Annotated in this window: 21 protein-coding genes; all 21 read left to right on the top strand. The window is 49.9% G+C overall.

What is annotated here, in order from left to right:
* Positions 1-161: 161 nt before the first annotated feature.
* Positions 162-3,689, top strand: a complete 3,528-nt coding sequence (mfd, locus tag ACFSUC_RS07965) for a transcription-repair coupling factor (protein WP_379929012.1) — start codon at positions 162-164, stop codon at positions 3,687-3,689.
* Positions 3,676-4,638: a peptidylprolyl isomerase gene (locus ACFSUC_RS07960; RefSeq protein ID WP_379929011.1), complete on the top strand. Its 963-nt coding sequence runs from the start codon at positions 3,676-3,678 to the stop codon at positions 4,636-4,638. The genes mfd and ACFSUC_RS07960 overlap by 14 nt, the downstream gene beginning before the upstream one ends.
* A 160-nt stretch (positions 4,639-4,798) precedes the next feature.
* Complete coding sequence (spoVT, locus tag ACFSUC_RS07955) at positions 4,799-5,341, top strand: stage V sporulation protein T (RefSeq protein WP_379929046.1); 543 nt, start codon at positions 4,799-4,801, stop codon at positions 5,339-5,341.
* Between the two features lie 193 nt (positions 5,342-5,534).
* Entirely contained in the window at positions 5,535-7,184 is a 1,650-nt protein-coding gene (locus tag ACFSUC_RS07950) for a putative polysaccharide biosynthesis protein (RefSeq protein WP_379929010.1), read from the top strand.
* 40 nt (positions 7,185-7,224) lie between these two features.
* On the top strand, positions 7,225-8,712 hold the full coding sequence (locus ACFSUC_RS07945; RefSeq protein ID WP_379929009.1) for a bifunctional methyltransferase/pyrophosphohydrolase YabN: 1,488 nt from the start codon (positions 7,225-7,227) through the stop codon (positions 8,710-8,712).
* Positions 8,713-8,837: 125 nt separating this feature from the next.
* Positions 8,838-9,110 carry an HU family DNA-binding protein gene (locus ACFSUC_RS07940; protein ID WP_379929008.1) on the top strand — a complete coding sequence of 91 codons (273 nt, stop codon included), beginning with the start codon at positions 8,838-8,840 and terminating at the stop codon, positions 9,108-9,110.
* Positions 9,110-9,382 carry an RNA-binding S4 domain-containing protein gene (locus tag ACFSUC_RS07935; protein ID WP_379929007.1) on the top strand — a complete coding sequence of 91 codons (273 nt, stop codon included), beginning with the start codon at positions 9,110-9,112 and terminating at the stop codon, positions 9,380-9,382. Before ACFSUC_RS07940 ends, ACFSUC_RS07935 begins: the two co-directional genes overlap by 1 nt.
* A 135-nt stretch (positions 9,383-9,517) precedes the next feature.
* Positions 9,518-9,799: a sporulation protein YabP gene (gene yabP / locus ACFSUC_RS07930; protein WP_379929006.1), complete on the top strand. Its 282-nt coding sequence runs from the start codon at positions 9,518-9,520 to the stop codon at positions 9,797-9,799.
* Positions 9,796-10,374, top strand: coding sequence for a spore cortex biosynthesis protein YabQ (gene yabQ, locus ACFSUC_RS07925; RefSeq protein WP_379929005.1), 579 nt, complete (start codon positions 9,796-9,798; stop codon positions 10,372-10,374). Before yabP ends, yabQ begins: the two co-directional genes overlap by 4 nt.
* A gap of 14 nt (positions 10,375-10,388) precedes the next feature.
* Entirely contained in the window at positions 10,389-10,700 is a 312-nt protein-coding gene (locus tag ACFSUC_RS07920; protein ID WP_379929004.1) for an FtsB family cell division protein, read from the top strand.
* 123 nt (positions 10,701-10,823) lie between these two features.
* Positions 10,824-11,273 carry a S1 domain-containing RNA-binding protein gene (locus tag ACFSUC_RS07915; protein ID WP_379929002.1) on the top strand — a complete coding sequence of 150 codons (450 nt, stop codon included), beginning with the start codon at positions 10,824-10,826 and terminating at the stop codon, positions 11,271-11,273.
* A gap of 442 nt (positions 11,274-11,715) precedes the next feature.
* Complete coding sequence (spoIIE, locus tag ACFSUC_RS07910) at positions 11,716-14,166, top strand: stage II sporulation protein E (protein WP_379929045.1); 2,451 nt, start codon at positions 11,716-11,718, stop codon at positions 14,164-14,166.
* Positions 14,167-14,236: 70 nt separating this feature from the next.
* A complete protein-coding gene (locus tag ACFSUC_RS07905) occupies positions 14,237-14,467 on the top strand; it encodes a hypothetical protein (protein ID WP_379929001.1) in 231 nt (76 codons plus the stop codon).
* A gap of 40 nt (positions 14,468-14,507) precedes the next feature.
* Complete coding sequence (locus tag ACFSUC_RS07900; RefSeq protein ID WP_379929000.1) at positions 14,508-14,909, top strand: spore coat protein; 402 nt, start codon at positions 14,508-14,510, stop codon at positions 14,907-14,909.
* A gap of 141 nt (positions 14,910-15,050) precedes the next feature.
* Positions 15,051-15,872, top strand: a complete 822-nt coding sequence (locus tag ACFSUC_RS07895) for an aminoglycoside N(3)-acetyltransferase (RefSeq protein WP_379928999.1) — start codon at positions 15,051-15,053, stop codon at positions 15,870-15,872.
* A 116-nt stretch (positions 15,873-15,988) separates the two neighbouring features.
* Positions 15,989-16,750, top strand: coding sequence for a hypothetical protein (locus ACFSUC_RS07890; RefSeq protein WP_379928998.1), 762 nt, complete (start codon positions 15,989-15,991; stop codon positions 16,748-16,750).
* Complete coding sequence (locus ACFSUC_RS07885) at positions 16,734-17,681, top strand: serine/threonine protein kinase (protein WP_379928997.1); 948 nt, start codon at positions 16,734-16,736, stop codon at positions 17,679-17,681. Before ACFSUC_RS07890 ends, ACFSUC_RS07885 begins: the two co-directional genes overlap by 17 nt.
* A gap of 129 nt (positions 17,682-17,810) precedes the next feature.
* Positions 17,811-19,289, top strand: coding sequence for a tRNA lysidine(34) synthetase TilS (gene tilS, locus ACFSUC_RS07880; protein WP_379928996.1), 1,479 nt, complete (start codon positions 17,811-17,813; stop codon positions 19,287-19,289).
* 12 nt (positions 19,290-19,301) lie between these two features.
* Entirely contained in the window at positions 19,302-19,841 is a 540-nt protein-coding gene (hpt, locus tag ACFSUC_RS07875) for a hypoxanthine phosphoribosyltransferase (protein WP_379928995.1), read from the top strand.
* A gap of 146 nt (positions 19,842-19,987) precedes the next feature.
* On the top strand, positions 19,988-22,006 hold the full coding sequence (gene ftsH, locus ACFSUC_RS07870) for an ATP-dependent zinc metalloprotease FtsH (protein ID WP_379928994.1): 2,019 nt from the start codon (positions 19,988-19,990) through the stop codon (positions 22,004-22,006).
* Positions 22,007-22,230: 224 nt separating this feature from the next.
* A complete protein-coding gene (nadA, locus tag ACFSUC_RS07865) occupies positions 22,231-23,172 on the top strand; it encodes a quinolinate synthase NadA (RefSeq protein WP_379928993.1) in 942 nt (313 codons plus the stop codon).
* Positions 23,173-23,284 lie beyond the last annotated feature (112 nt).

Below are 23,284 nucleotides of genomic sequence, written 5' to 3'. Positions count from 1 at the left end.
ATCGTCCATACTGTTGGTATCGTTTCCGTTTCATACATATACTGAAAAAAGAAGAAACGCAACAAGCAAAGTTAAGCATCCCGCATCCAGGGATGCGCGGCTTACGTAAGCCTTGGCTTTCTGCTAAGGCTTCTTTGGCGTGAAGGGGAGGAACACACGGCATGTTTGAACAATTATTTGCATCTTTCCAGAAGGATTCCGATTTTCATTCCATCCAGGCAGGGCTTGAGAAAGGAATGAAGGAACAGCTGATCAGTGGACTGGCGGGATCATCCAAGCAAGTGATGGCCGCTACATTGTATACAGCACATCAGAAAAATATGGTTGTCGTGACGCATAATATGTTTTCCGCGCAAAAAATCGTGGAAGACTTGGTGGAGCTGCTTCCGAACGAGCAGGTTTGGCTCTATCCGGCCAATGAAATCATGATGACAGAAGCGGCAATCAGCAGTCCGGAGATGATGGCACAGCGTATTGAAGTGCTCTCTGCGTTGTCGCAAGGATTCAAGGGTGTGCTGGTTGTACCGTATGCGGGCATCCGAAGACTGCTTCCGTCCAAGGAGGCGATGCAACAGGCACAGCTTCAAATTTCCGTCGGGGACGAAATGGATATTCACAAGTTCGTTGAACGGCTTGTCTATATGGGCTATGAGCGTACAGAGCGGGTTGAGGTAAGAGGCGAGATTAGTGTGCGGGGCGGCATCGTGGACATCTTCCCGCTTCAGTCTGACCAGGGGGTGCGGGTAGAATGGTTCGGAGATGAAGTCGATTCCATCCGTATATTCGATCCCCATGAGCAGCGTTCGACGGATGCGTTGGACAGCTTGTTGCTTGCACCAGCGAGGGAATTGATTGCCGATGAGCGCAGACTGAGCAACAGTGCAGATCATGCCTATGATTTGTTGGAGCAGCAACTGAATAAAATGTCCGATCGGGAAGCAAAAGCGAAATTGCAACAGACCCTTTCCGAAGAGATCGAGCAGTTGCGTCAAGGGGTCTATTTTCAATCCATGTATAAATACGTGTCGCTGCTGTACCCGGAACGACATACCCTGCTTGATTATATTCATGAGGACAGCTTCATCCTGGTCGACGAGCCGATGAGACTGGTGGAAACAGCCAAGCAAATGGAGAAGGATGAATCAGAGTCGCTGGCGATGATGCTGGAGAGTGGCGAGAGTCTCCCCGGGTTTGTCATGTCCAAGTCTTATGAGTCATTGCTGCAGTACAGTGCCCATTCCATCTTGTATACCTCGCTCTTCCTGAGACAGATACCGCAAACCCAGCCGCAGAACATTGTCAATTTTATGTGCCGGGGAATGCAGAACTTCCATGGTCAGATGAACGTGCTCAAAACCGAGATGGACCGCTGGAAGAAGAGCGGTCAGGAAGTGATCATGCTGGCCAACGGGGAGGAACGAGTCGAGCGACTGAAGCGCATCCTGCAAGATTATGACATTGCCCTGCCCACGATTATCAACGGGAACCTTCATGCCGGTTATGAATTCCCGGGTGCGCGCATTTCGGTCATTACCGAAGGCGAAATTTTCTCTCAGAAGCAGCGGAAGACCCGCAAGAAGACCGAGAAGAAAATCGAGAATGCCGAGCGCATCAAGAGCTATCTCGAACTGAAGGAAGGCGACTATGTCGTTCACGTCAATCACGGCATCGGGAAATATGTAGGCATCGGCACCCTGGAGATCAATGGCATACACAAGGATTATCTGCATGTAGTGTATGCAGGCGGGGATAAGCTCTCGGTTCCGATTGACCAGATTCACCTCATTCAGAAATATGTAGGCGCAGAAGAAAAAGAACCGAAGCTGTATAAACTAGGCGGCAATGAATGGAACAAAGTCAAGAGCAAGGCCAGATCCTCCGTCAAGGATATTGCCGATGACCTGATCAAGCTGTATGCGGAACGCCAATCGACACAAGGATTTGCGTTTTCCAAGGATACGCCGTATCAAAAGGAATTCGAGGACTTGTTCCCTTATGACGAAACGGTGGATCAAATTCGAGCCATTGAAGAGATCAAGAAAGACATGCACAAAACATACCCAATGGATCGCCTCCTGTGCGGGGATGTCGGATACGGGAAGACGGAAGTGGCCATTCGGGCCGCATTCAAGGCTGCCATTGAAGGCAAGCAGGTAGCCGTACTCGTCCCGACTACGATCCTGGCCCAGCAGCATTATGAGACTTTCAAGGAACGTTTCAGCGACTACCCGTTCAAAATCGAGGTGCTCAGTCGCTTCCGCTCACGCAAGGAGCAGAATGAGACAGCAAAGGGCATAAAAGCAGGGACGGTGGATGTCGTGATCGGTACGCATCGCCTGCTCTCCAAGGATATTCAGTTCAAGGATCTCGGTCTGTTGATTGTCGATGAAGAGCAGCGATTCGGGGTGACACACAAGGAGAAGCTGAAGAGATTGAAGACCAACGTAGACGTGCTGACCCTTACCGCTACTCCGATCCCTAGAACGCTTCATATGTCCATGCTGGGCGTACGAGACCTGTCGGTTATCGAGACACCGCCGGAGAATCGTTTTCCGGTGCAAACCTATGTGCTGGAGTACAGCCCGGCGCTGATCCGCGAATCCATCGAACGGGAGCTGGCGAGATCCGGTCAAGTGTACTACCTGTTCAACCGCGTACAGGGCATTTACCAGATGGCCGAGCAAATTTCGATGCTCGTACCGGAAGCGAGAGTGGCGGTCAGCCACGGACAAATGTCCGAGCAGGAGCTGGAGAAGACCATCCTGGATTTTCTCGACGGGGAATACGATGTGCTCGTGAGCACGAGTATTATCGAGACCGGAGTGGATATCCCGAATGTCAATACGCTGATCGTTCACGATGCGGATAAACTGGGTCTTTCCCAGTTGTACCAGCTCAGGGGACGAGTGGGGCGTTCCAACCGGATTGCCTATGCTTATTTTACGTATCAGCGTGACAAAGTGCTTACCGAAGTCGCGGAGAAGCGACTGCAATCCATCAAGGAATTCACAGAGCTTGGTTCCGGATTTAAGATAGCCATGCGTGATTTGTCCATACGTGGAGCGGGTAATTTGCTGGGAGCGGAGCAGCATGGATTCATTGCGTCTGTCGGTTTCGATATGTATTCACAGATGCTGACGGAGGAAATCAACAAGCGAAAAGCCCAGTTCCAGCAAGAAGTGGAGCAGCCCAAGCCCGAGATCAACACGCAGATTGACCTCAATATCGACGCCTATTTGCCGCCTGACTATATATACGACAGTATGCAAAAAATTGAGATTTATAAAAAGGTGGCCGCCGTTTCTACCATCGACGAAGCGCTGGATCTGCTGGATGAAATGATCGATCGTTTCGGAGAACCGCCGCAAGCGGTCGTGAATCTGATCGATGTAGCCAAGCTGAAAGCGTACGGGAAACGTTATCATATCCTGAGTGTTTCCCAAAAGGGATTGGACGTGGAGATGGTCATCTCCCAAACGGAAAACTCGCACATCGATGGGCAAAAGCTGTTTGAGCTGACGATGCAGTTTGAGAAACGAATCAAAATTGCAGCAGGCTCAGAAATCAAGATCCAGTTTAGTGGCAAGGGCTATACAGCAGAAAACATGATGGAGCAGCTGTTAAAGTTTTTATCCCAATATGAGCAGGTCATCAAGCCGAAGGAGGAATTGCAAGATGTTTCGAAGTAAACGTTCAGTGGTATGGATAGGTATACTGCTAATGGCGATTGTGCTGGCAGTTACCGCATGCGGTGGTCAAGACCAGCTTGCTGTGTACAAGCTGGAGCCAAATGACACAGATACGGTACAGGTGACGGAAGAAGAGTTTGAAACCTTCAAATCCGTCAAAGAAGCCAATGATCCGTATTATGAGCAGCGAAAATCGATGGATACGAAGTTTGAGGAAGATATGCTCAAGCAGTATATCGCATTGAAAATTTTCGAATCCCGACTGTCAGAGGAAGAGCGCGACAAACTGAAACAGGAGGCCAATGATGCCTTCACATCCATGACCAAGGAGCTTGAGACGACCAACCCGGATTGGGAGTCCCAGTGGAATGAAATGCTGGATCAGGTTGACTTGACCGAAGACGAGTATAAAGAATATATGCTGTTGCAAAGTATGGCGATTGATCAGATTGCGGCATCCGTGTCGGAAGCGGACCTCAAGGCGCATTATGAAGAGACCATCGCAGCAGATCCGAACGCGTATGTATCTGAAGTAACGGTGAGCCATATTTTGATTGGAACCAATGAAGACAGAACCCAGGATGAAGCATTGGAATTAGCGGAAAGTGTCAAGCAGAAGCTGGATAATGGAGAGGATTTTGCCGCATTGGCAGCCTCGTATTCGGATGATCCAGGATCAAAGGATCAAGGCGGGACCATGAAGAATGCCAACGTCAACAATTTTGTGGCGCCATTCCGTAAGGCGGTACTGGAGCTGCCCCTCAACAAGATCAGTGATCCGGTGGAGACCACCTACGGTTATCATTTGATTAAGGTGGAGGAGCGCGAAGTGCCGACGTACGAAGACGTCATTGAAACCGTAAAGGGACAAATGGTTGAACAGCGGTTCGTGGCCTTTATGGAGCAGGAGCTTCCCGATCACATCGTGGAAATGGACTTGCCTGCTTAAAGCCTGAAAGTTGGTCTCATGCCTGTTTCTCCTTTCGATTGGATTCCTGCCCTCATGCATAAGAAAATGGGAGCAGAAGAATACTATGGTCAGAAACAAACAACCATACACGTATTTATCCAGTGAACAAATCTTCAGAGAAAGTGAGGCAACAAGAGGTATGAAAGCAACTGGAATCGTGCGTAGAATTGATGATCTTGGCAGGGTTGTGATACCGAAAGAAATTCGCCGTACCCTTCGCATTCGTGAAGGCGATCCGCTCGAAATTTTCGTGGATCGCGACGGTGAAGTGATTTTGAAGAAATATTCCCCCATTGGTGAGCTAGGGGATTTTGCTAAAGAATATGCAGAGTCGCTGTATGAAAGCACCAATCACATCACGATGATATCTGACCGCGATCAGATCATCGCCATATCAGGCGCTTCCAAAAAAGACTTCATGGATAAGCAGGTCGGAAACATCGTGGAGAGCAGCATGGAGCAGCGAAAAACGGTGCTGGAAACGAATAGTGGACAGTATGAGGTGACGAAAGATCACCATGAGACGTATTCTTCAGTCGTCATTGCACCGATCATCGCAGGCGGAGATCCGATTGGTACCGTTGTGATGCTGAGCAAGGATGACAGTGTGAAAATGAGTCAAATGGAAATCAAAATGGCGGAAACCGCAGCCGGATTTCTCGCCAAGCAAATGGAACAGTGATCTGGATTCATTCACCTAGCTTCCGCAGCAGGCGTTTCTCGGACAGAGAGCGACTGAGCGGAAGCTTTTATATTGCAACCAACCGGTGCATCATGCCGCATACTGGGATATAATGGAGACCATGGAGAAAGAAAAGTTCCGGAAGTCGTCATCAGAAAGTAGAACGCGGAGAGTGGAGAAAGGAGATGCGAGCATGGCGGGAGGAACTTCCTCAGCAACCTCCACTCTGGCGAAGGGTGCCGCAATTCTGGGTGCTGCAGCGATCGTGTCCAAACTGCTGGGTGTCTTGCAGAAGGTGCCGCTTCAAAATATTGGCGGAGACGAAGCGTTTGGCATTTATTCGATTGTTTTTCCTTTTTATACGTTGATTCTGTTTTTGGCCACAGCAGGCTTCCCAGTCGCTGTATCCAAATTTGTCTCCGAAGCCATACAGCAAGGACAGGATGAAGAGACGGGACACATCTTGCTGAGTGCCTTTGTTGTCCTGACTGGAACCGGCCTTTTGTTTTTTGCCGTGTTATTTTTTGGAGCACCCGGGATCGCTTATCTCATTGGCAATGACCAGACGGTGAGATCGATTCAGAGTGTATCGTTGGCTTTGTTCTTCGTACCGGTGATGGCGGCACTGCGAGGCTATTATCAAGGCAAGCAAAATATGGTGCCGACGGCCGCATCCCAAGTATGGGAACAGTTTGTCAGGGTGGGGACAATGCTGGCCCTGCTGTGGTGGTTTCATCAAGCCGACTTCGGTCATGATTGGGTCGCAGCCGGAGCTACCTTTGGTTCTGCAACCGGCGCATTGGCGGGACTGCTCGTGATGATCTACTATCATCGGAAATATGTCCGACAGCGGCGCAAGCAGCAGGTCGAAGAGCACGTCTCAGCAAGTCTAGGGCATGTGAGCAGCCGTCCACGTATTTCTAAGTACTGGATTCGCAAGCTAACGCAATATGCACTCCCCATTTGCCTGGGTGCCATTGTGGTACCGATTCTGAACATCGCAGATACGTTCACCATGCCGAGGCTGATTGCAGCGCAGGGGTACACAGCGGCAGCGGCCATGAAGGAATATGGCATTTATGCACGCGGGTTGCCGCTGGTCCAGATGGTCGCGATGCTGTTCAGTTCCATGTCTGTAGCGCTCGTTCCAGCTATTGCAGCCAGCCGGGCCAAAGGTTCTGTGCGGGGTGTTCAGCTCCAGGCCCGGACCGCGTTGCGCCTGACATGGCTGGTTGGTTTGGCCTCTTCTGTGGGTCTGTGTTTGCTGGCTACACCCATTAACGGCATGTTCTATACGAATACGATGGGGTCGGATACCATCCGCATTCTGGCCTTTACCATTATGTTCAGTGTGACCAATATTATGACCGCCAGTGTATTACAGGGAATGGATGCCGTTCGAATTCCCGCCTTGCATTTGATGATTGCCGCTTTGATGAAAGTTGCACTGAATCTCCTGCTGGTGCCTGTATACGGCATTCAGGGAGCTGCCATCGCAGCCGTGGTGAGTTTCGGAACGGCCGCGGCCCTCAACATCCGCAGTCTGATCCGCATGCAGACCATCACCCTCAAATGGAAGATGGATATGGGCATTCCGCTCATCGCCGTCGCTGCAATGGCGCTCGTTCTCCAGGGATGGCAATGGTTGCTGCAGCTCTTGCCTTTGCTGGAAATGGGCTGGCCTGCTCGGGCCACGGCAACCCTGACTTCGCTGACCGGGGTGTTGATCGGCGCGGTTGTCTTTGTCATCGTCTTGATTACGATGAAGGGATTGGAACCAGAAGAGATCCGTCATATTCCTGGGTTGCGTTTTAGACAAAGCAGGGGTAAAGTGAAGCCATAGCACGCACCTACATAGCGGCTGAAAGGAGGAGAAGGCATTCATGTCAAATCAAGGCCCCGGGCTTACGATTGTCGGGCTGGGAGCGGGAGCAAGCGATGCGCTCACACTGGGTGTCTACCGGGCTATCCGCAATGCCGACCATCTTCTGATTCGGACCCAGGATCATCCCGTCGTCCGATTCCTGGATGAGGAAGGTATTGCCTATCAGCCATTGGATATGTTCTATGAGCAGCATGATCAGTTTGAAGCAGTCTACGATGCCATAGCCAAGCATGTCATGGAGCAGGTACAGCAGGGCAAGGGAAGCGTCGTCTATGCCGTACCGGGTCATCCGTCTGTAGCGGAGGATGTCGTGCGTCGATTGCGCATGGCGTGTGAGGAGCAGGGCATCGCGTTAACCATTCTGGGTGGAGAAAGCTTTCTGGATGAACTGTTTATCAAGCTGCAGCTCGATCCGATTGACGGATTCCAACTGCTCGATGCGCAGACCATCCATCGCGACATGCTGAATCCTCATTTGCACACCGTGATTACCCAGGTTTATGACCGGTTCACGGCTTCCGATGTCAAGCTGACGCTCATGGAGCTGTATCAGGATGATCAGCAGGTTGTGGTGGCACATTCACTCGGAATCGAAGACGAAGAGGTCATTGCGAACGTCCCGTTGTATGAGCTTGACCGGCAAAGCTTTGGCAATCGAAGTCTCGTCTATGTGCCCAAATCGGATGACGGAGCGGTTCTTCGCCGCACTTTTTCGCAATTGGTCCGTATCGTGAACATATTGCGTTCACCGGAAGGTTGTCCGTGGGATCAGGAACAAACTCATCAAAGCATCCGCAAGAATCTGATTGAAGAGGCCTATGAAGTCATCGAAGCGATAGACGAAGAAGATGTACAAGGCATGGAGGAAGAGCTCGGAGATCTGATGCTGCAAGTGATCATGCACGCACAGATGGAAGCAGAGACAGGCAGCTTTACGATCTGGGATGTGCTCGCTGGCATTAACGAAAAGCTGATCCGCCGTCATCCCCATGTATTTGGAGATATCGCGGCTGAAGATGCGGAGCGTGCTCTTGAAAATTGGGAGGCCATCAAGAAGCAGGAGAAGGAGCAGAAGGGACAGATGTCCCCAGCCTCTGCCCTAAGCGGCATCCCCTCCGGCCTGCCGTCTCTGTATAAAGCGGTAGCCATTCAGAAAAAGGCAGCGAGAGTGGGATTCGACTGGCCACAGGTTGATCCGGTATTCGACAAAATCAATGAGGAAATTGAGGAGCTTAAAGCCAGTCTCCTTGGAAATGATAAGCAAGAGATGAAGAAAGAGCTCGGTGATGTCCTGTTTGCGGTTGTCAATGCAGCGAGAATGCTGAAGATTGACCCGGAAGAGGCGCTGGGACTAACCAATCAAAAATTCATTCAGCGGTTTCAGTATATCGAGAAAGAGCTGGAGCAAGCCGGCAAAACAACCGCTTCTGTCCAGCTTGCTGAGATGGAATCCTTGTGGCAGCAGGCAAAAAAACACCGTTTCTAAAAAAAACTTTGTCTAAATAGAAGGAATTTCCTCGCAAAAGAAGAATATAAGAAAACGAAAGCCAATACGATCGCGGTCAGCACGGCACTGTGCACCGCCAAGCATGAATTAGGAGGCAATTGAACATGAACAAAACAGATCTCGTAAACAACATTGCTGCGAAAAGCGGACTTTCCAAAAAAGATGTAGAGTCAGTACTCAACGGTTTCCTCGGAGAAGTAACTGACGCACTTGCAAGCGGTGACAAAGTTCAATTAATCGGTTTCGGTACATTCGAAACTCGCAAGCGCTCCGGACGTACCGGTCGCAACCCTCAAACAGGAAAAGAAATCACCATTCCTGAAACAACTGTACCTGCATTCAAAGCTGGGAACAAGCTTAAAGAAGCTGTAAAGTAATGCGTCTGGACAAGTTCTTGAAAGTTTCCCGTCTGATCAAGCGCAGAACGGTAGCCAAGGAAGTTTCCGAAGCGGGCCGGATCGAGCTGAACGGACGAGAAGCCAAGGCAAGCAGTACCGTCAAGGTCGGAGATGAGCTGACCATTCAATTCGGACAGCGCTTGATGACTGTGCGAATCGAGAAGCTCATGGAAACGACCAAGAAGGATGAGGCTGCCGGCATGTATACGATTCTCAAAGAAGAGAGTCGCAAGAATGAGACAGAATGGTAAACAGCTGTAGGTACACATAGGCTAACAGTGAATTGCAGCACGACATAAAGACTTGCCTTTACGAGGCAAGTCTTTTTTCTTGGTTCTAATTTGCCGATCCTCTCCATATCGTAGAAGTAAGGAGGGGTACAGGCTATGATGGAACAAGGAAAAACGAAGAGACAGGAAGTAAAGATGCTCAATCGGAAGTTGATGGAAATCTCAGGGGTACTCAATGTGGAGAGCTTTGACAGCGAGGAGTTCTTGCTCGAAACAGAGTGCGGATACCTGGCGATTACCGGCCAGAATCTGCATATCAAAAATCTGAATCTGGAGCAGGGTCTGGTGGCGATAGAAGGCTATATGCATACCATGGCCTATCTGGACTCCGCCAATCAAAAAGCCTCCAAAGGTTTTTTGAGTAAGCTGTTCAAGTGAGTCTGCATACACAATTGATGACCTTGCTCATGATGTTTATGAGTGGTGTCATCATGGGTATGGTATTTGATATGTATCGTGTGACCTCCTCGCAGCTTCGCTTTAAGCGCTGGCTGATCCCGGTGCTGGATCTGTGCTATTGGGTCTTGTCGGGCCTGTTTGTTTTTCAGATGCTCGCCATCACCAATCATGGACAAGTCAGGGTATATATTTTTCTGGCACTGGCCGCAGGAACCGTTGCGTACCATTACGGCTGCAGTCAGCTCGTGCAGCGAATGACTTTACTCCTCATTCACCTGGTCAGAAGAACGATTCAGATTCTGGTGATGCTGTTCAGGCAGATCGTGATCAAACCGCTGATAGGCTGCTATCGGCTATTGAAGTTTATCATCGGAATCGTTATCGGGATCACTATGTACATTGTAAAAATTATGCTACAATTAGGATATCCATTGTGGAGATTGGTTCGATGGTTGTGTGCGCCCATCCTTCGATGGAGGTTGGTACAGTTCAGCATCCATGCCGTGACAAAGATAACCGTTGCCTTGCGAAACTGGATGAAGTCCAAAGAATAATAGGAGGGGCCGTTATGGGGCGTGAAAGTGTACAAACTTCCGCAAGAAGAAAAGGGGCAAAAAGAAGGTTTCGCTTGCTCCTGTTTGTGCTTTCTGTATTTTTGGTGTGGGCAGGCATGACTTTTTGGCACCAGACCGGAAATATTAACGCCAGCCAGGCTCGTCTATCGCAACTGGAGGAAAAGCTCTCCGAGCTTCAAGCCAAGAATGAGCAACTTCACGAGGATATCGAAAAGCTGAACGATCCGGAATACATTGAACAGATTCTTCGCAAGGAGCATCATATGGTGAGACCGGGAGAAACCCTATTCATTGAAAGCAAATAGTCGGTTGCGTATTGACCTCATATGCGGTTCGGGGTATAATCGGCATAGCCCGAGTCTTTGTTCGTTGAAGATTTGGAACTCCCAACTACTAAAGGTTACGTTTAAGGAGGAGCAATTAGGTTTATGTCAATTGAAGTGGGCAGCAAACTTGAAGGCAAGGTTACAGGCATCACAAATTTTGGGGCTTTCGTTGAGCTACCAGGAGGAGTGACTGGACTTGTCCACATTTCGGAAATTGCAGATAATTATGTGAAAGATGTAAACGATCATCTGAAAGTGAACGATACGGTTACCGTCAAGGTGATCAACGTTGATAAGGACGGGAAAATCGGATTATCGATCCGAAAAGCAGTGGATAAGCCTGTTGAAACTAGGCCCCCACGGACAGACCGACCTAGACGTGACTTTGATCGTCCGAAGGGACAGGGCTATTCCAGAGGTCAGGGCTTCCAGAGAGGCCAAAGTTTTGAGGACAAAGTGTCCAAGTTTTTGAAGGACAGCGAAGAGAAAATGTCCTCGTTGAAGAAAAATACGGAAGGTAAACGAGGGGGAAGAGGCGCACGTCGATCTTAACCTCGTGATCTTTTCACATATGAAGGTTAATGCGCATCGGAATGAAAATCCCGGTGCGTTTTTCATTTTCAGTTTTGTTGCCTCCGGGTGAGGCACCAGATTTTGTCGACTTCGTCCCTGATCATTGCTTCCTCGACAGCGTTGCTGAATATTTGCCCCTGTCTGTGCGTGCATCCAGGAGCAGACATGGCACCAAAATAGAAGAAACAGCTTGCATACACCTTTCTCCGCTTCGAATCGAGGCGGTTTTTTTATTTCGGCAACCTGTCCGGTTTTTCAAGGATCTTGTCGTAAACTTTTTTGATTCTACCAACTCATTCTGACAAACTTTATGAGAGATTCCCCATATAATAGACTCACTCGAATACGGATAGGTGGTGTCTGAAACGGAATGCTTACACGACAAATTTTCAAGCGCGTCGGGAAGTGGCTTCCTGACAAGATGGGGATGAAAGGGAAGAAAGGCTGGCTGGAAAACGGAATCGAGAAAGGAAGGCAACATCGTTTCATACAGGGGATGATTGCGAAGAGGGTGGATATGATCCTGATCGGCACGGCGTTTCTGTTAGGACGTGCCATGATTTTGGACGAGCTGTCTCCTTTTCTGCTTCCCTATTTTGCTGTCATTTACTTTATGCGGCCCGATATTCGCTATTGGGTATTCGCGGCATTGATGAGTGGTCAACTGCTCGCCTATTCACCGGACATGATGGGTTCCCTGGCCAGTGTGGTGCTGTTCTATGGCATTCAGAAAGGCCTGGAGAAAGGGAGGCAGGGTGATCTGGCTCAAGCTCCGCTGCTTGTCTTTGTTTCTTCCTTTACGGTGAGTTTGTTTGCCGGAATTGTTGCACAGTCCTTTTCCTGGTATATCCTCACCATGGGCGCAGTCGAAGCAGGGCTAAGTTTCATTCTGACCTTGATTTTCATGCAGTCCCTGCCTGTATTTACGATGAAGAAATCCAATTATCAGCTGCGCAGCGAAGAGATCATCTGTCTGATGATCCTGCTGGCCTCGATGATGACCGGTACCGTCGGCTGGTTTGTCGGGGATATGTCAGCCGAGAATATTCTGTCCCGCTACCTGATTCTCGTGTTCGCCTTTGTCGGGGGTGCGCCGATCGGAGCCTCGGTCGGGGTGATTACCGGACTCATTCTCAGTCTGGCCAGTGTGGATGCCATTTACCAGATGAGCGTCCTGGCTTTTTCCGGTATGCTTGCTGGCCTCCTCAGAGAGGGCAAGCGTCTCGCCGTCGCGTTTGGACTGCTGCTCGGAACGTCTATCTTGTCCCTTTACTTGGGCAGCACAGGCGCATTCATGCAGTCTGCCTGGGAGTCGTTTAGTGCCATTGCTCTTTTTCTGCTAACGCCGAAAGGGCTTGTTCATATGATTGCCAGATACATACCCGGTACGCAGGAGCACGTCAAGTCCCAGCATGATTATGCCAAACGGGTGCGGGATGTGACCGCGGATCGAGTCCGGCAATTTTCAGAAGTGTTTCGCCAGCTCTCCACCAGCTTTTCCCCGATGGCACAAGCACAGGGGAAGACGGATGAGGAAATGGGTCATTTCATGAATGGTGTCGCCGAGAAAAGCTGCGCGACCTGCTGGCGGCAAAAGCAATGCTGGGAAGACCGGTTTTATCAGACCTACAGGCTCATGACGGATATGATCACGATGATTGAGGAGAATCCGTCCTGTTCAGAAAAAGCACTTCCACCCAGCTGGGAGAAATCGTGTGTGAAGCTGCCTCAGGTACTGGAACTCATGAAGCAGCAGCATGAGCTGCATCGCCATAATCAGCACTGGAAGAGACAGATTCAGGATAGCCGTCAGCTTGTAGCTGACCAGTTGTTTGGCGTATCTCAGGTGATGGAGGATCTGGCCAAGGAAATCCAGCGGGAGGGTCAGGAGCTGTTTTTGCAGGAAGAGCAAATCCGCCACGCGCTGGAGGAGCTGGGCTTGTCTATCCAAAGTGTGGATATCATCAGTCTGGATGAAGGCAACGTGGAAATCGAAATCATCCATCAGTACCGCAGAGGCTTTGACGAGTGCCGCAAGATCATTGCACCGCTCTTGTCAGAGATTCTGTCGGAGAACATCGCGGTCAAAAAGGAGGAAAGTAATGAGGGGAAAAGCGGATATTATACCGTTACCTTCGGTTCTGCCAAGGAATATGAAGTAGAGACCGGGGTCGCAGGTGCGGCCAAGGGGGGAGGACTGCTGTCTGGCGACAGTTTCAGTACCATAGAGCTTGGCAACGGCAAGTTCGCTGTCGCACTCAGCGATGGTATGGGAAATGGGGAACGGGCCAGTACAGAAAGTCATACCGCGCTGAATATTTTGCAGCAGCTGCTCCAGTCCGGGATGGACGAGCAACTGGCGATCAAATCGGTCAATTCCGTCCTTCTGCTTCGCTCCTCGGATGAGATGTACGCGACGATCGATGTGGCCCTGATCGATCTGTACAATGCCCATACAACCTTTATGAAAATTGGTTCTACGCCAAGCTTTATTAAACGTGGACAGGAAGTGATTCCAATCCAGGCCAACAATTTGCCGGTCGGCATTATCAAGGAGATTGACGTTGAACTGGTCAATATTCAGTTGCTGCCCGGGGATACCTTGATCATGATGACAGATGGCATCTATGATGCGCCGGGTCATGCGGTCAATAAGGAGCTCTGGATGAAAAGGGTGATTCAGGAGATGAAGGCAGAGGAGCCCCAGGAGATTGCTGATTGCCTGCTGGAGCAGGTAGTACGTCATCACCATGGCAGTATTCACGATGACATGACCGTGATCGTGGCCAAGGTGGAGAAATACAAGCCGGAATGGGCGACCTTCCGCTGGCCTGGGTTCAAGCGCATTGAGCGTCCTCGCACCGTGAGTTGAGCGTGCACGGTGAGGCTGGAATAAATCGGCATCCGCTGGCACATGCTATACGTTGGAAAGGAGGGATGACATGCAACCTTTGACAGCCAAAGAACTGGAGTATATCGTCGATTCCATGTCCAACGAGGATCTGTTGATCAAGCAGTGTGCCATGACGAGCATCCATACGCAAAACCCGCAAATTAAGCAACTGTGTCAGCATATGATGCAGCGTCACCAGCAGCATTACCATCATTTGATGAATGTGATGCAGCATCATGCGTCACTCGCCCCTGTCCAGCCGCCGTACATGACACAATAACAAGCAACAGCCCAAAGAGTGCAAGGAGGATGATACATTCATGACCGCTCAATCATCTCATGTCTATATGCCCGATTCGGATGCGTTGTACACCATTTTGGCTGATTTGAAAAGAGTTTGCCGGGAATATACCACCGCTGCAACGGAATCGAATTGTCAGGTGGTGCGGCAGATGTTTCAGGATTTGCTGCAGGACGGCTTACATATGCAAGGCGAGCTGTATCAATTTATGAATCAGCAGCAAATGTACAATACGTCTTCACCTGTACTGCGTCAGGAATTGGACAAGCAGGTGAAGCAATATATGCAAACCCAGCAGCAAACCGAGCAATGGATCCAGCAGCATGCGTCTTCTATTCAGTCTGCAACCTCTTATATGCAGCCTGTCGGCTCGTATTCCAATGAACAGTCTGTCTACCCGCATACGTCTCAATCCATGTAAGCGTAATCCGTAGCAAGCAGTCCTTTGAAGAAGTCCTCTTCAAAGGACTTTTCATTTTGAGGAAGGCTTGCTAACATAGAGAATATCCGACAATAAGCATGGGGATTGCATGGAGATTCTCAGTGGAGAGGAGCCGAATCAATGAGCCTTCAAGAAGTAATCAGAAGAACCCATACGCCACTGACAAGAGAGATGCTTTTGAAGGAACTCCAGGCACTGGGTGTCGAACGGGGACAAGTATTGATGGTGCACAGCAGTCTAAGTCGCCTTGGATATGTCGTTGGAGGCGCAGTAACGGTGATTGAAGCGTTGATCGAAGCGGTGGGAGAGCAGGGGACGCTGGTCATGCCCGCTCAATCTACCGACTTGTCAGATCCGGCCCAATGGAATTACCCTCCTGTTCCCTCTCATTGGTGGAATGAGATGAGGCGTCACATGCCGGCGTATGATCCGCGTACAACCATGACCTACGGCATGGGGAAGATTGCGGAAACGTTTCGCTCCTATCCGGGTGTCCTTCGAAGCAGTCATCCTCATTTTTCATTTTGCGCCTATGGCAGACTGGCGAGTGACCTGCTGCATCCGCATACATTGGAGCAAGGTCTTGGTGAATCGTCGCCACTCGGGAGATGTTACCGGCATCAGGCGCGTATTCTGCTGCTCGGCGTCGATCATGAAGTAAATACAGCCCTTCACTTGGCTGAATACAGGGCGAATTATCCCGGCAAGGCCTGGGTGCTGCGTTCCGCTCCGGTTGCTTCGGATGCAGCGGGGTCGATTTGGAGTGAATGGACGGAGCTGGAAATGCATACGGAAGACTTTCAGACCATAGGGCGTGCTTTTGAAGAGAAGGATCAGTATTACCAGACGGGGCCGATCGGGATGGCCCATGCCCGGCTGATTGAGATGGTTCCGTTTGTGGACGAGGCGGTGAGGTGGATGGAAGCCCGCCGTTTGTTTTGAATCTATGTTTCAGAGGTCTAGTGATCTATGAATTGGGCAACACTGTTGATAGAAAGATCCGCTTATGAACATGAGGCAATTGCGGATGCGAATCTGTCAGGGAGGCGTTCAATTTGATGAAGCAACTGATTCTGATTACAGACGGATGCTCCAATGTCGGCATGGACCCGGTGGCGGCAGCGGTACAAGCGAGAAATAAAGACATTCGGGTCAATGTCATTGGCATGACCGATGATGGGGAGTTTGGCAGACGCGGTGAAGAAGAAGTGGAGGCAATTGCCCGAGCTGGAGGCGGGATGAGCCGATTGGTGAAAGCGGTTGATTTGAGCCGGACGGTACAGATGATGACCCGCAAGACGGTGCTGTCTACGGTGAGAGAAGCCGTATCGGTGGAGCTGCAGGAAGTATTCCAGACAGCGGATATTGAACAGCTGTCTCCTTCACGCCGGGCGAAAGCGGTAGGGGTGATGGACAAGTTAACCGATTCCCTGCCGATGCGGGTGGCCTTGCTGATCGATGCGAGTGCGAGCATGAAGCCCAAGCTGCAAGCTGTAGAAGAAGCGGTATATGATCTCATGTTGAGCTTGCAGTCCAGAGCAGGAGTCAGTGAACTGGCAGTCTTGCATTTTCCGGGCCGCTCTCATGATGAAACCGCGATGGACCTGCCCTGGACCCGACAATTCGGGCGGGCTGCAGAGCTGTTCAAGAAACTGCATATGCGGGGAGCGACCCCGACAGGTCCGGCTATTTTGCATACGATCCCTTATTTTCAGATGGCATCGGTTGCGGATCAGGAGAGGGAGCAGACTGTCCAGCAGGCAGGATTGTGCAATGAGGCAAGCGATGAAGAGGGGATGTATCGTGACTATATCGTCTAGTTCGGACATGGATCGGGTGGCCTGGAAGCCGGGCACCCGCATACAGGGCAAGTGGAACGGGCATACGTATACGATTGGACAGAAGCTTGGGGAAGGTGCCAACGGAACAGTCTATCTGGCTACCAACCCACAGGGGAAAAAGGTAGCGATGAAAGTGGCACTCGATGCGGTAGACCTTCAGTCAGAGGTCAACGCCATTCAGTCCCTCTCTCAGGCCAAAGACAAGGCTAAACCTTTCTTTCTGGCACTCTATGATGTAGATGATGCCCAGGTGGGGCAGACAACCTGGCCTTTCTATACGATGCCCTATTTTTCAGGCAAACCGTTCTCTCAATTTCTCAGAGAGAAGGGCTGGGAATGGTTTGGTGTGGTTGGATTTCAGGTGTTGCAGCAACTGCACAGCATTCATCGGCAAGGCTATGTCTTCGGAGATCTGAAGCCGCACAATATTTTGGTGGAGCAGGATGGCCGCTGCCAGCTCATTGATTTTGGAGGGGTCACGCCATTTGGCAAAGGGGTCAAGCAATTTACGGAATGGTACGATCGGGGATTCTGGAATGGCGGGTCTCGCATTGCCGATGCGTCTTACGACTGGTTTTCCTTTGCCGCTCTGGCTGTGCATGTTTTTGATCCAGAGGAGCAGATGAAAGCCTGGTCTCGGGAGCTTCCCCAGCAGCGGACGGAGAAATGGTTGCAGCAGCGATGCACGGAGCTGCCCGAACTGAAACCGTTTCAAAGTATCCTGAAAGACATGCTTACAGGCAATTGCCACAGTCCAGACAAGGTCTTGTCAGACTGGGAACAGGTTCTGCACCGGCATCGTCAACGAAGATTCAGTGCAAGGCCATCCATCAGATGGCTGAATACGGCTTTCCTCGCCGCTTTATTGCTGTTTGTATCTGCATTATGGCTTGTTTTTTATGCGGCATGAGCAATCGATGATAGAAGAATACAGTAGGGAAAACAATAGTAGAATACAGTGGGGAATACAGTAGGGAAGCAATGGGGAAATAGCGGGGAAACAGTCGGGATAACGATAGGGAAGACAGCAGGGAAGCCAGTGGGCAAATTAAAAGGGATGACAGAAGATGGAAGAAGTGTGCGAATGATGTGGAGTGCAAGGCAATGGGAAAAACTCCAACTGGAACCATACATGGATGAGGATGAACGCATCATCGTGGCCGTGTCGGGAGGACCCGACTCTGTGGCCCTTTTTCACATACTGAGGGAATGGTCTGCTTCTCCGGCAGGGAAACGGTTGGAGCTGGAGATTGCGCACATCAACCATCAGCTCAGAGAGCAGGAGTCCAGGCAGGAAGAGCAGATGGTCAGGGAGCTGGCCCGATCGGCCGGAGTGCCATTTCATGTGACGCATCTGGATGTGAAGGCGGAGATGGCTCAGTCCGGCAAGGGACTGCAGGAAGCGGCGAGAGATTTGCGCTATGCCTTTTTGACCGAATTGGCAACAAAGCGGCAGGCATCTGTCGCGCTAGGTCATCACGCGGATGATCAGGCAGAAACCATTTTAATGAGAGTCATTCGGGGAACCGGTATTGCAGGTCTTGGCGGAATGTCTGTCGTCCGATATGAAAAAAAAGTGAAACTTATCCGTCCGCTTCTCCGTATACCCAAGGTAGACCTTATTTCATTTTGTGAGCAGGGCGGCTATCCCTACGCAGAGGATTCGAGCAACTTGTCCACACGATATACACGAAACCAGGTCAGACTGGAGGTTATGCCGCAACTGTCGAAGATCAATCCGCAAATCTCGGATGCGCTGGTTAGACTGGGCGATCAGTCCAGATCGGATGAGCATTTTCTCATGCAGCAGGCGCAGGAGGTTTTCCATAACACGGTAAAGACAGAAGGGGCGGATTGCCTGATTCTGCAGGCGCATTGGCTGGAGCTCCATCCTTCTTTACAAAGGAGATTGATTAAACTAATATTAAGTTATCTTTTGTCCCATACGCGAAAAAAGGAAGCGGATTTTGAGACGATTGAGCAGTTTCGAGAAGCATGCGAAAGACAGGATCGTGCCAATTTTGTGATCAAGGGTGCAAATGGCGTCAATCTGGTTAAGGAATACGGACAGCTGCGTTTTACAGGGGCTGTTGACGGCCCGGAACCATTCGCTTATGTGATATGGGATTGGCGGGCACAGCCGGAATGGATGCTGCCTGGCGGAATCCATTTGACGTTTGAGGAACGCTGGCTGGAGAGAGAAGGGTTTGAATCAGTGGATTCGATATATGCGGCAAGCTTTGATGCCGATGCCCTCCTTTTGCCGATGGAGGTACGCTCCAGACAGCCTGGTGACCGCATGCAGATTCACGGATTAAATGGCAGCAAAAAAGTAAAAGATATGCTCATCGACAGAAAAATCCCCCGTTTGCTGCGCGACGGCTTGCCGCTGCTTGCAGACGCGAAGGGACGTATTTTGTGGATGCCTGGTGTGGCAAGGTCTGCGCATGCCCTGATCAGCCCGACAACGAAGCGGATTCTACATATCCGAACATCAGCATTCATACAATCCATTTAGGAGGGTTTACACTTGCTTAACGATATTAAGGAAATATTGTACAGCGAAGAAGAAATTCAAAGCAAGATTGAGGAACTTGGAAAGCAAATCAGTGTGGACTATGAAGGGAAAAATCCTTTGGTGATTTGTGTGCTGAAGGGTGCTTTTATATTTATGGGGGATTTGGTCAAACGAATCTCGGTTCCGCTTGAGACGGATTTTATGGCCGTATCCAGCTATGGACAGTCCACAAAATCCTCGGGTGTCGTCAAGATTATCAAGGATCTGGATGCGACGGTCGAAAACCGGGATGTGCTAATCGTGGAAGATATCATTGACAGCGGACTGACACTCAGCTATCTGATTGATATTTTAAAGCGACGCAACGCCACCTCAGTGAAAATTGTAACCCTCTTTGACAAGCCTGTGAGACGCACGGTGGAACTGGTGCCGGATTACAGCGGATTTGAATTGCCGGATTCCTTTGTCGTCGGTTATGGCCTGGATTATGCGGAGCAGTACCGCAATCTTCCGTTTATCGGCGTACTAAAAGAAGAAGTATACAGCAGCTGAGGGTGTTTTTGCATTTATTGAGATCGGAATACCTGCTGTGGTACAATATACAAAGTTGCCTAAAAATCATGTACAAGTCGCTTCTTTCTTGTAAAGAGTCGACTTCATCATAACAATCATGCTTTGCAGTTGAGAGGAGGTAAGGGATGAATCGATTCATCCGGAACACCGGATTTTATCTGCTAATTTTCTTAGTTGTCGTCGGGATTGTTCATTTTATTAGCTCACAAAACGATCAAACCAAAGAGATCCGTTTTGACGAATTCAGAGGGCTGCTTGCGGAAAATCAAATTGATGAGGTCACCGTTCAATTTGAAGGGTACTCCTATTATATCGAGGGGACGACCAAGAGCAACATTCGGGACACAGGTACAAGCGTATTTGAAACTCAGGCGCCTTTCTCAGACAGTATATTTGACGAGCTTGAAGCTTCAAATGTGAAACTGACTGTGAAAAAGATGGAAGGGGACAGCATTTGGCTGAGTTTCCTGACTTCCATTATTCCATTTGTGATTATCTTCATCCTTTTCTTCTTCTTGTTGAACCAGGCACAAGGCGGGGGCGGCAAGGTGATGAACTTTGGCAAGAGCAAAGCCCGTCTTTATAATGAAGAGAAGAAAAAGGTTACCTTTAATGACGTAGCGGGGGCAGATGAAGAGAAGCAGGAACTGGTGGAAGTGGTCGAGTTCCTGAAGGACCCGCGGAAGTTTGCCACGCTGGGTGCTCGCATTCCGAAGGGCGTATTGCTTAATGGTCCTCCGGGAACAGGTAAAACTTTGCTAGCCCGTGCAGTTGCAGGGGAAGCAGGTGTGCCGTTCTTCAGCATCAGTGGTTCTGACTTTGTTGAAATGTTTGTCGGGGTCGGTGCATCTCGTGTACGTGACTTGTTCGAAAATGCGAAGAAAAACGCGCCTTGTATTATCTTTATCGATGAGATTGACGCCGTAGGTCGTCAGCGTGGAGCCGGACTTGGCGGTGGACATGATGAAAGAGAGCAGACGCTCAATCAGTTGCTCGTCGAGATGGACGGCTTCGGAGCGAATGAAGGCATTATCATCATCGCGGCTACCAACCGTCCAGATATCCTGGACCCGGCCCTTCTCAGACCGGGACGCTTTGACCGCCAGATTACCGTTGATCGTCCAGATGTAAAAGGTCGCGAGGCGGTACTGAAAGTCCATGCGCGCAACAAGCCGCTCGGCGATGATGTGAAGCTGGATGTACTCGCCAAGTACACCACGGGCTTCACAGGCGCAGATTTGGAAAACTTGCTGAATGAAGCCGCGTTGATCGCAGCTCGTCGGAACAAAAAGAATATCGGCATGGCGGATCTGGATGAGGCGTTCGACCGTGTCATCGTCGGAACGCAGAAAAAGAGCCGTGTCATCAGCGACAAAGAGAAACGCACTGTGGCTTACCATGAAGCAGGTCATACCATTATCGGTTATCATGTGCGCAACGCGGATATCATCCATAAAGTGACCATCGTGCCACGCGGCCGGGCTGGCGGATATGCGATGATGATTCCGAAAGATGGCGAAGATCGTATGCTTCAGACCAAGTCAGAATTGCTCGATCGTGTGACGGGCTTGCTTGGCGGCCGGGTATCCGAAGAACTGTATATCGGAGAAATCGGAACCGGTGCGTATGACGACTTCAAAAAAGCAACAGGTATTGTTCGCGCTATGGTCGTGGAATACGGCATGAGTGACAAGCTTGGGCCGCTGCAATTTGGCAACAGCCAAGGGCAGGTATTCCTAGGCAGAGATATTAACCATGAGCAGAACTATAGTGATCAGGTTGCTTACGAAATAGACAAGGAAATGCAGGACATGATTCGCAACTGCTATGAGGAAGCCAAACGGATTCTGAGCGAACATGCGGATCAGGTTCATCTGATCGCGAACAAGTTGCTGGAACTGGAAACGCTCGACAAGGATCAAATTTACGAGTTGCTGGAAACCGGCAAACTGGAGGTTAACATCCGCGAGCGAGTAACAGATGATGGGAAGAATGATGTCAAAGTCAACATTCAGAAGCAGGATGATGCCGAGAATGAAGCCAATAAGCTGGGCTTTGACAAGCAAGAAGAATCCACTTCTTCCACTGATCAGCAAGATGAAAAATCAACTGAAGATCATAAGGATGACAAGAAAAGCGAATAATATTGTTATCCTTGGATTTGATCCGGAATTCCATTGGGGATTCCGGATTTTTCATTCTCTGCACATTGACACCTGCAGTAAGGTGCTGTAAATTAAGTATCAACTAAAACTGCACTTGTGAATTATTGCTCAATCTATGAAACGTATCGCTTGAACGAAGCTAGCGATCACAGGAGATACGTATGAACAGAGTCAGCATTTGAGATAGAGGAGGTTGCTGCAGCATGGAGACGTTAGCGATAGAGGCGAAAAAGCAACGCAATCTGGAGCTGAAGGAACGTTTACTGCAATTGAAGAAAGAGCGCAATGCCATTATATTAGCTCATTATTATCAGCGTGATGAAATTCAGGAAGTGGCGGATTTTCGGGGAGATTCCTTCCTGCTCGCACAAAAAGCGGCCGAAACCGATGCCGATGTCATCGTTTTTTGCGGCGTGCATTTCATGGGGGAAAGTGCCAAAATACTGGCTCCGGACAAAACCGTCCTGATCCCGGATGAGCGTGCAGGCTGTCCAATGGCCGATATGGTAAATGTGGAAGGACTGCGTGCATTGAAGCAGAAGCACCCCAATGCCACCGTTGTGACGTACATTAACTCCTCCGCAGAGATCAAGGCCGAAACCGATATCTGCTGTACGTCGGCCAATGCGGTCAAGGTGATCCAGTCTGTGGATTCAGATGAGATCATCTGGGTTCCGGACAAGAACCTGGGTCACTACGTATCCCAGTATACCGACAAGAAAATGATTATTTGGGAAGGCTATTGCAATACACATGATATGCTCACCGTCAAAGACGTAGAGGAAATGAGATCCAAGTATCCGAACGCCGAGTTCGTGGTTCATCCGGAATGCCGTCCGGAAGTGGTCGAGATGGCTGATTTTGTAGGAAGTACAACCGGCATTCTGAAATATTGCAAACAGGCGGAGGCCAAAGAATTCATCGTGGGCACGGAGGATGGAACCGGCTATCAGCTTCGATTGGACAGCCCGGACAAAACGTTCCATTTCGCGAGCAAATTTCTGGTGTGTCCGAATATGAAAGTCAACAACCTGAAAAAGCTGGTGCGATGCCTGGAAACGATGCAGCCGCAGATTTATGTACCGCCTCAGGTTGCGGACAAGGCACGTCGTTCCCTCGAACGGATGCTGGAAGTGACGGTTTAATAAAAGGTCACGAGTGATGCAGACAGAGATTCATTGGGAACTCCAGTTGAATCTCTGTTTTTCGCTGTTTGAATGGCATTTATTTGCGAAAGGTTGGAAATCGCATGTTACG

The organism is Marinicrinis sediminis, assembly GCF_042685085.1.
GTDB lineage: Bacteria > Bacillota > Bacilli > Paenibacillales > KCTC-33676 > Marinicrinis > Marinicrinis sediminis.
This window is presented reverse-complemented; position numbering and strand designations above follow the sequence as displayed.

Bases quoted from the DNA above. Each gene is read 5' to 3' on its own strand.
- mfd (WP_379929012.1), top strand. From the start codon at position 162: ATGTTTGAACAATTATTTGCATCTTTCCAGAAGGATTCCGATTTTCAT.
- ACFSUC_RS07960 (WP_379929011.1), top strand. From the start codon at position 3,676: ATGTTTCGAAGTAAACGTTCAGTGGTATGGATAGGTATACTGCTAATG.
- spoVT (WP_379929046.1), top strand. From the start codon at position 4,799: ATGAAAGCAACTGGAATCGTGCGTAGAATTGATGATCTTGGCAGGGTT.
- ACFSUC_RS07950 (WP_379929010.1), top strand. From the start codon at position 5,535: ATGGCGGGAGGAACTTCCTCAGCAACCTCCACTCTGGCGAAGGGTGCC.
- ACFSUC_RS07945 (WP_379929009.1), top strand. From the start codon at position 7,225: ATGTCAAATCAAGGCCCCGGGCTTACGATTGTCGGGCTGGGAGCGGGA.
- ACFSUC_RS07940 (WP_379929008.1), top strand. From the start codon at position 8,838: ATGAACAAAACAGATCTCGTAAACAACATTGCTGCGAAAAGCGGACTT.
- ACFSUC_RS07935 (WP_379929007.1), top strand. From the start codon at position 9,110: ATGCGTCTGGACAAGTTCTTGAAAGTTTCCCGTCTGATCAAGCGCAGA.
- yabP (WP_379929006.1), top strand. From the start codon at position 9,518: ATGATGGAACAAGGAAAAACGAAGAGACAGGAAGTAAAGATGCTCAAT.
- ACFSUC_RS07920 (WP_379929004.1), top strand. From the start codon at position 10,389: ATGGGGCGTGAAAGTGTACAAACTTCCGCAAGAAGAAAAGGGGCAAAA.
- ACFSUC_RS07915 (WP_379929002.1), top strand. From the start codon at position 10,824: ATGTCAATTGAAGTGGGCAGCAAACTTGAAGGCAAGGTTACAGGCATC.
- spoIIE (WP_379929045.1), top strand. From the start codon at position 11,716: ATGGGGATGAAAGGGAAGAAAGGCTGGCTGGAAAACGGAATCGAGAAA.
- ACFSUC_RS07905 (WP_379929001.1), top strand. From the start codon at position 14,237: ATGCAACCTTTGACAGCCAAAGAACTGGAGTATATCGTCGATTCCATG.
- ACFSUC_RS07900 (WP_379929000.1), top strand. From the start codon at position 14,508: ATGACCGCTCAATCATCTCATGTCTATATGCCCGATTCGGATGCGTTG.
- ACFSUC_RS07895 (WP_379928999.1), top strand. From the start codon at position 15,051: ATGAGCCTTCAAGAAGTAATCAGAAGAACCCATACGCCACTGACAAGA.
- ACFSUC_RS07890 (WP_379928998.1), top strand. From the start codon at position 15,989: ATGAAGCAACTGATTCTGATTACAGACGGATGCTCCAATGTCGGCATG.
- ftsH (WP_379928994.1), top strand. From the start codon at position 19,988: ATGAATCGATTCATCCGGAACACCGGATTTTATCTGCTAATTTTCTTA.
- nadA (WP_379928993.1), top strand. From the start codon at position 22,231: ATGGAGACGTTAGCGATAGAGGCGAAAAAGCAACGCAATCTGGAGCTG.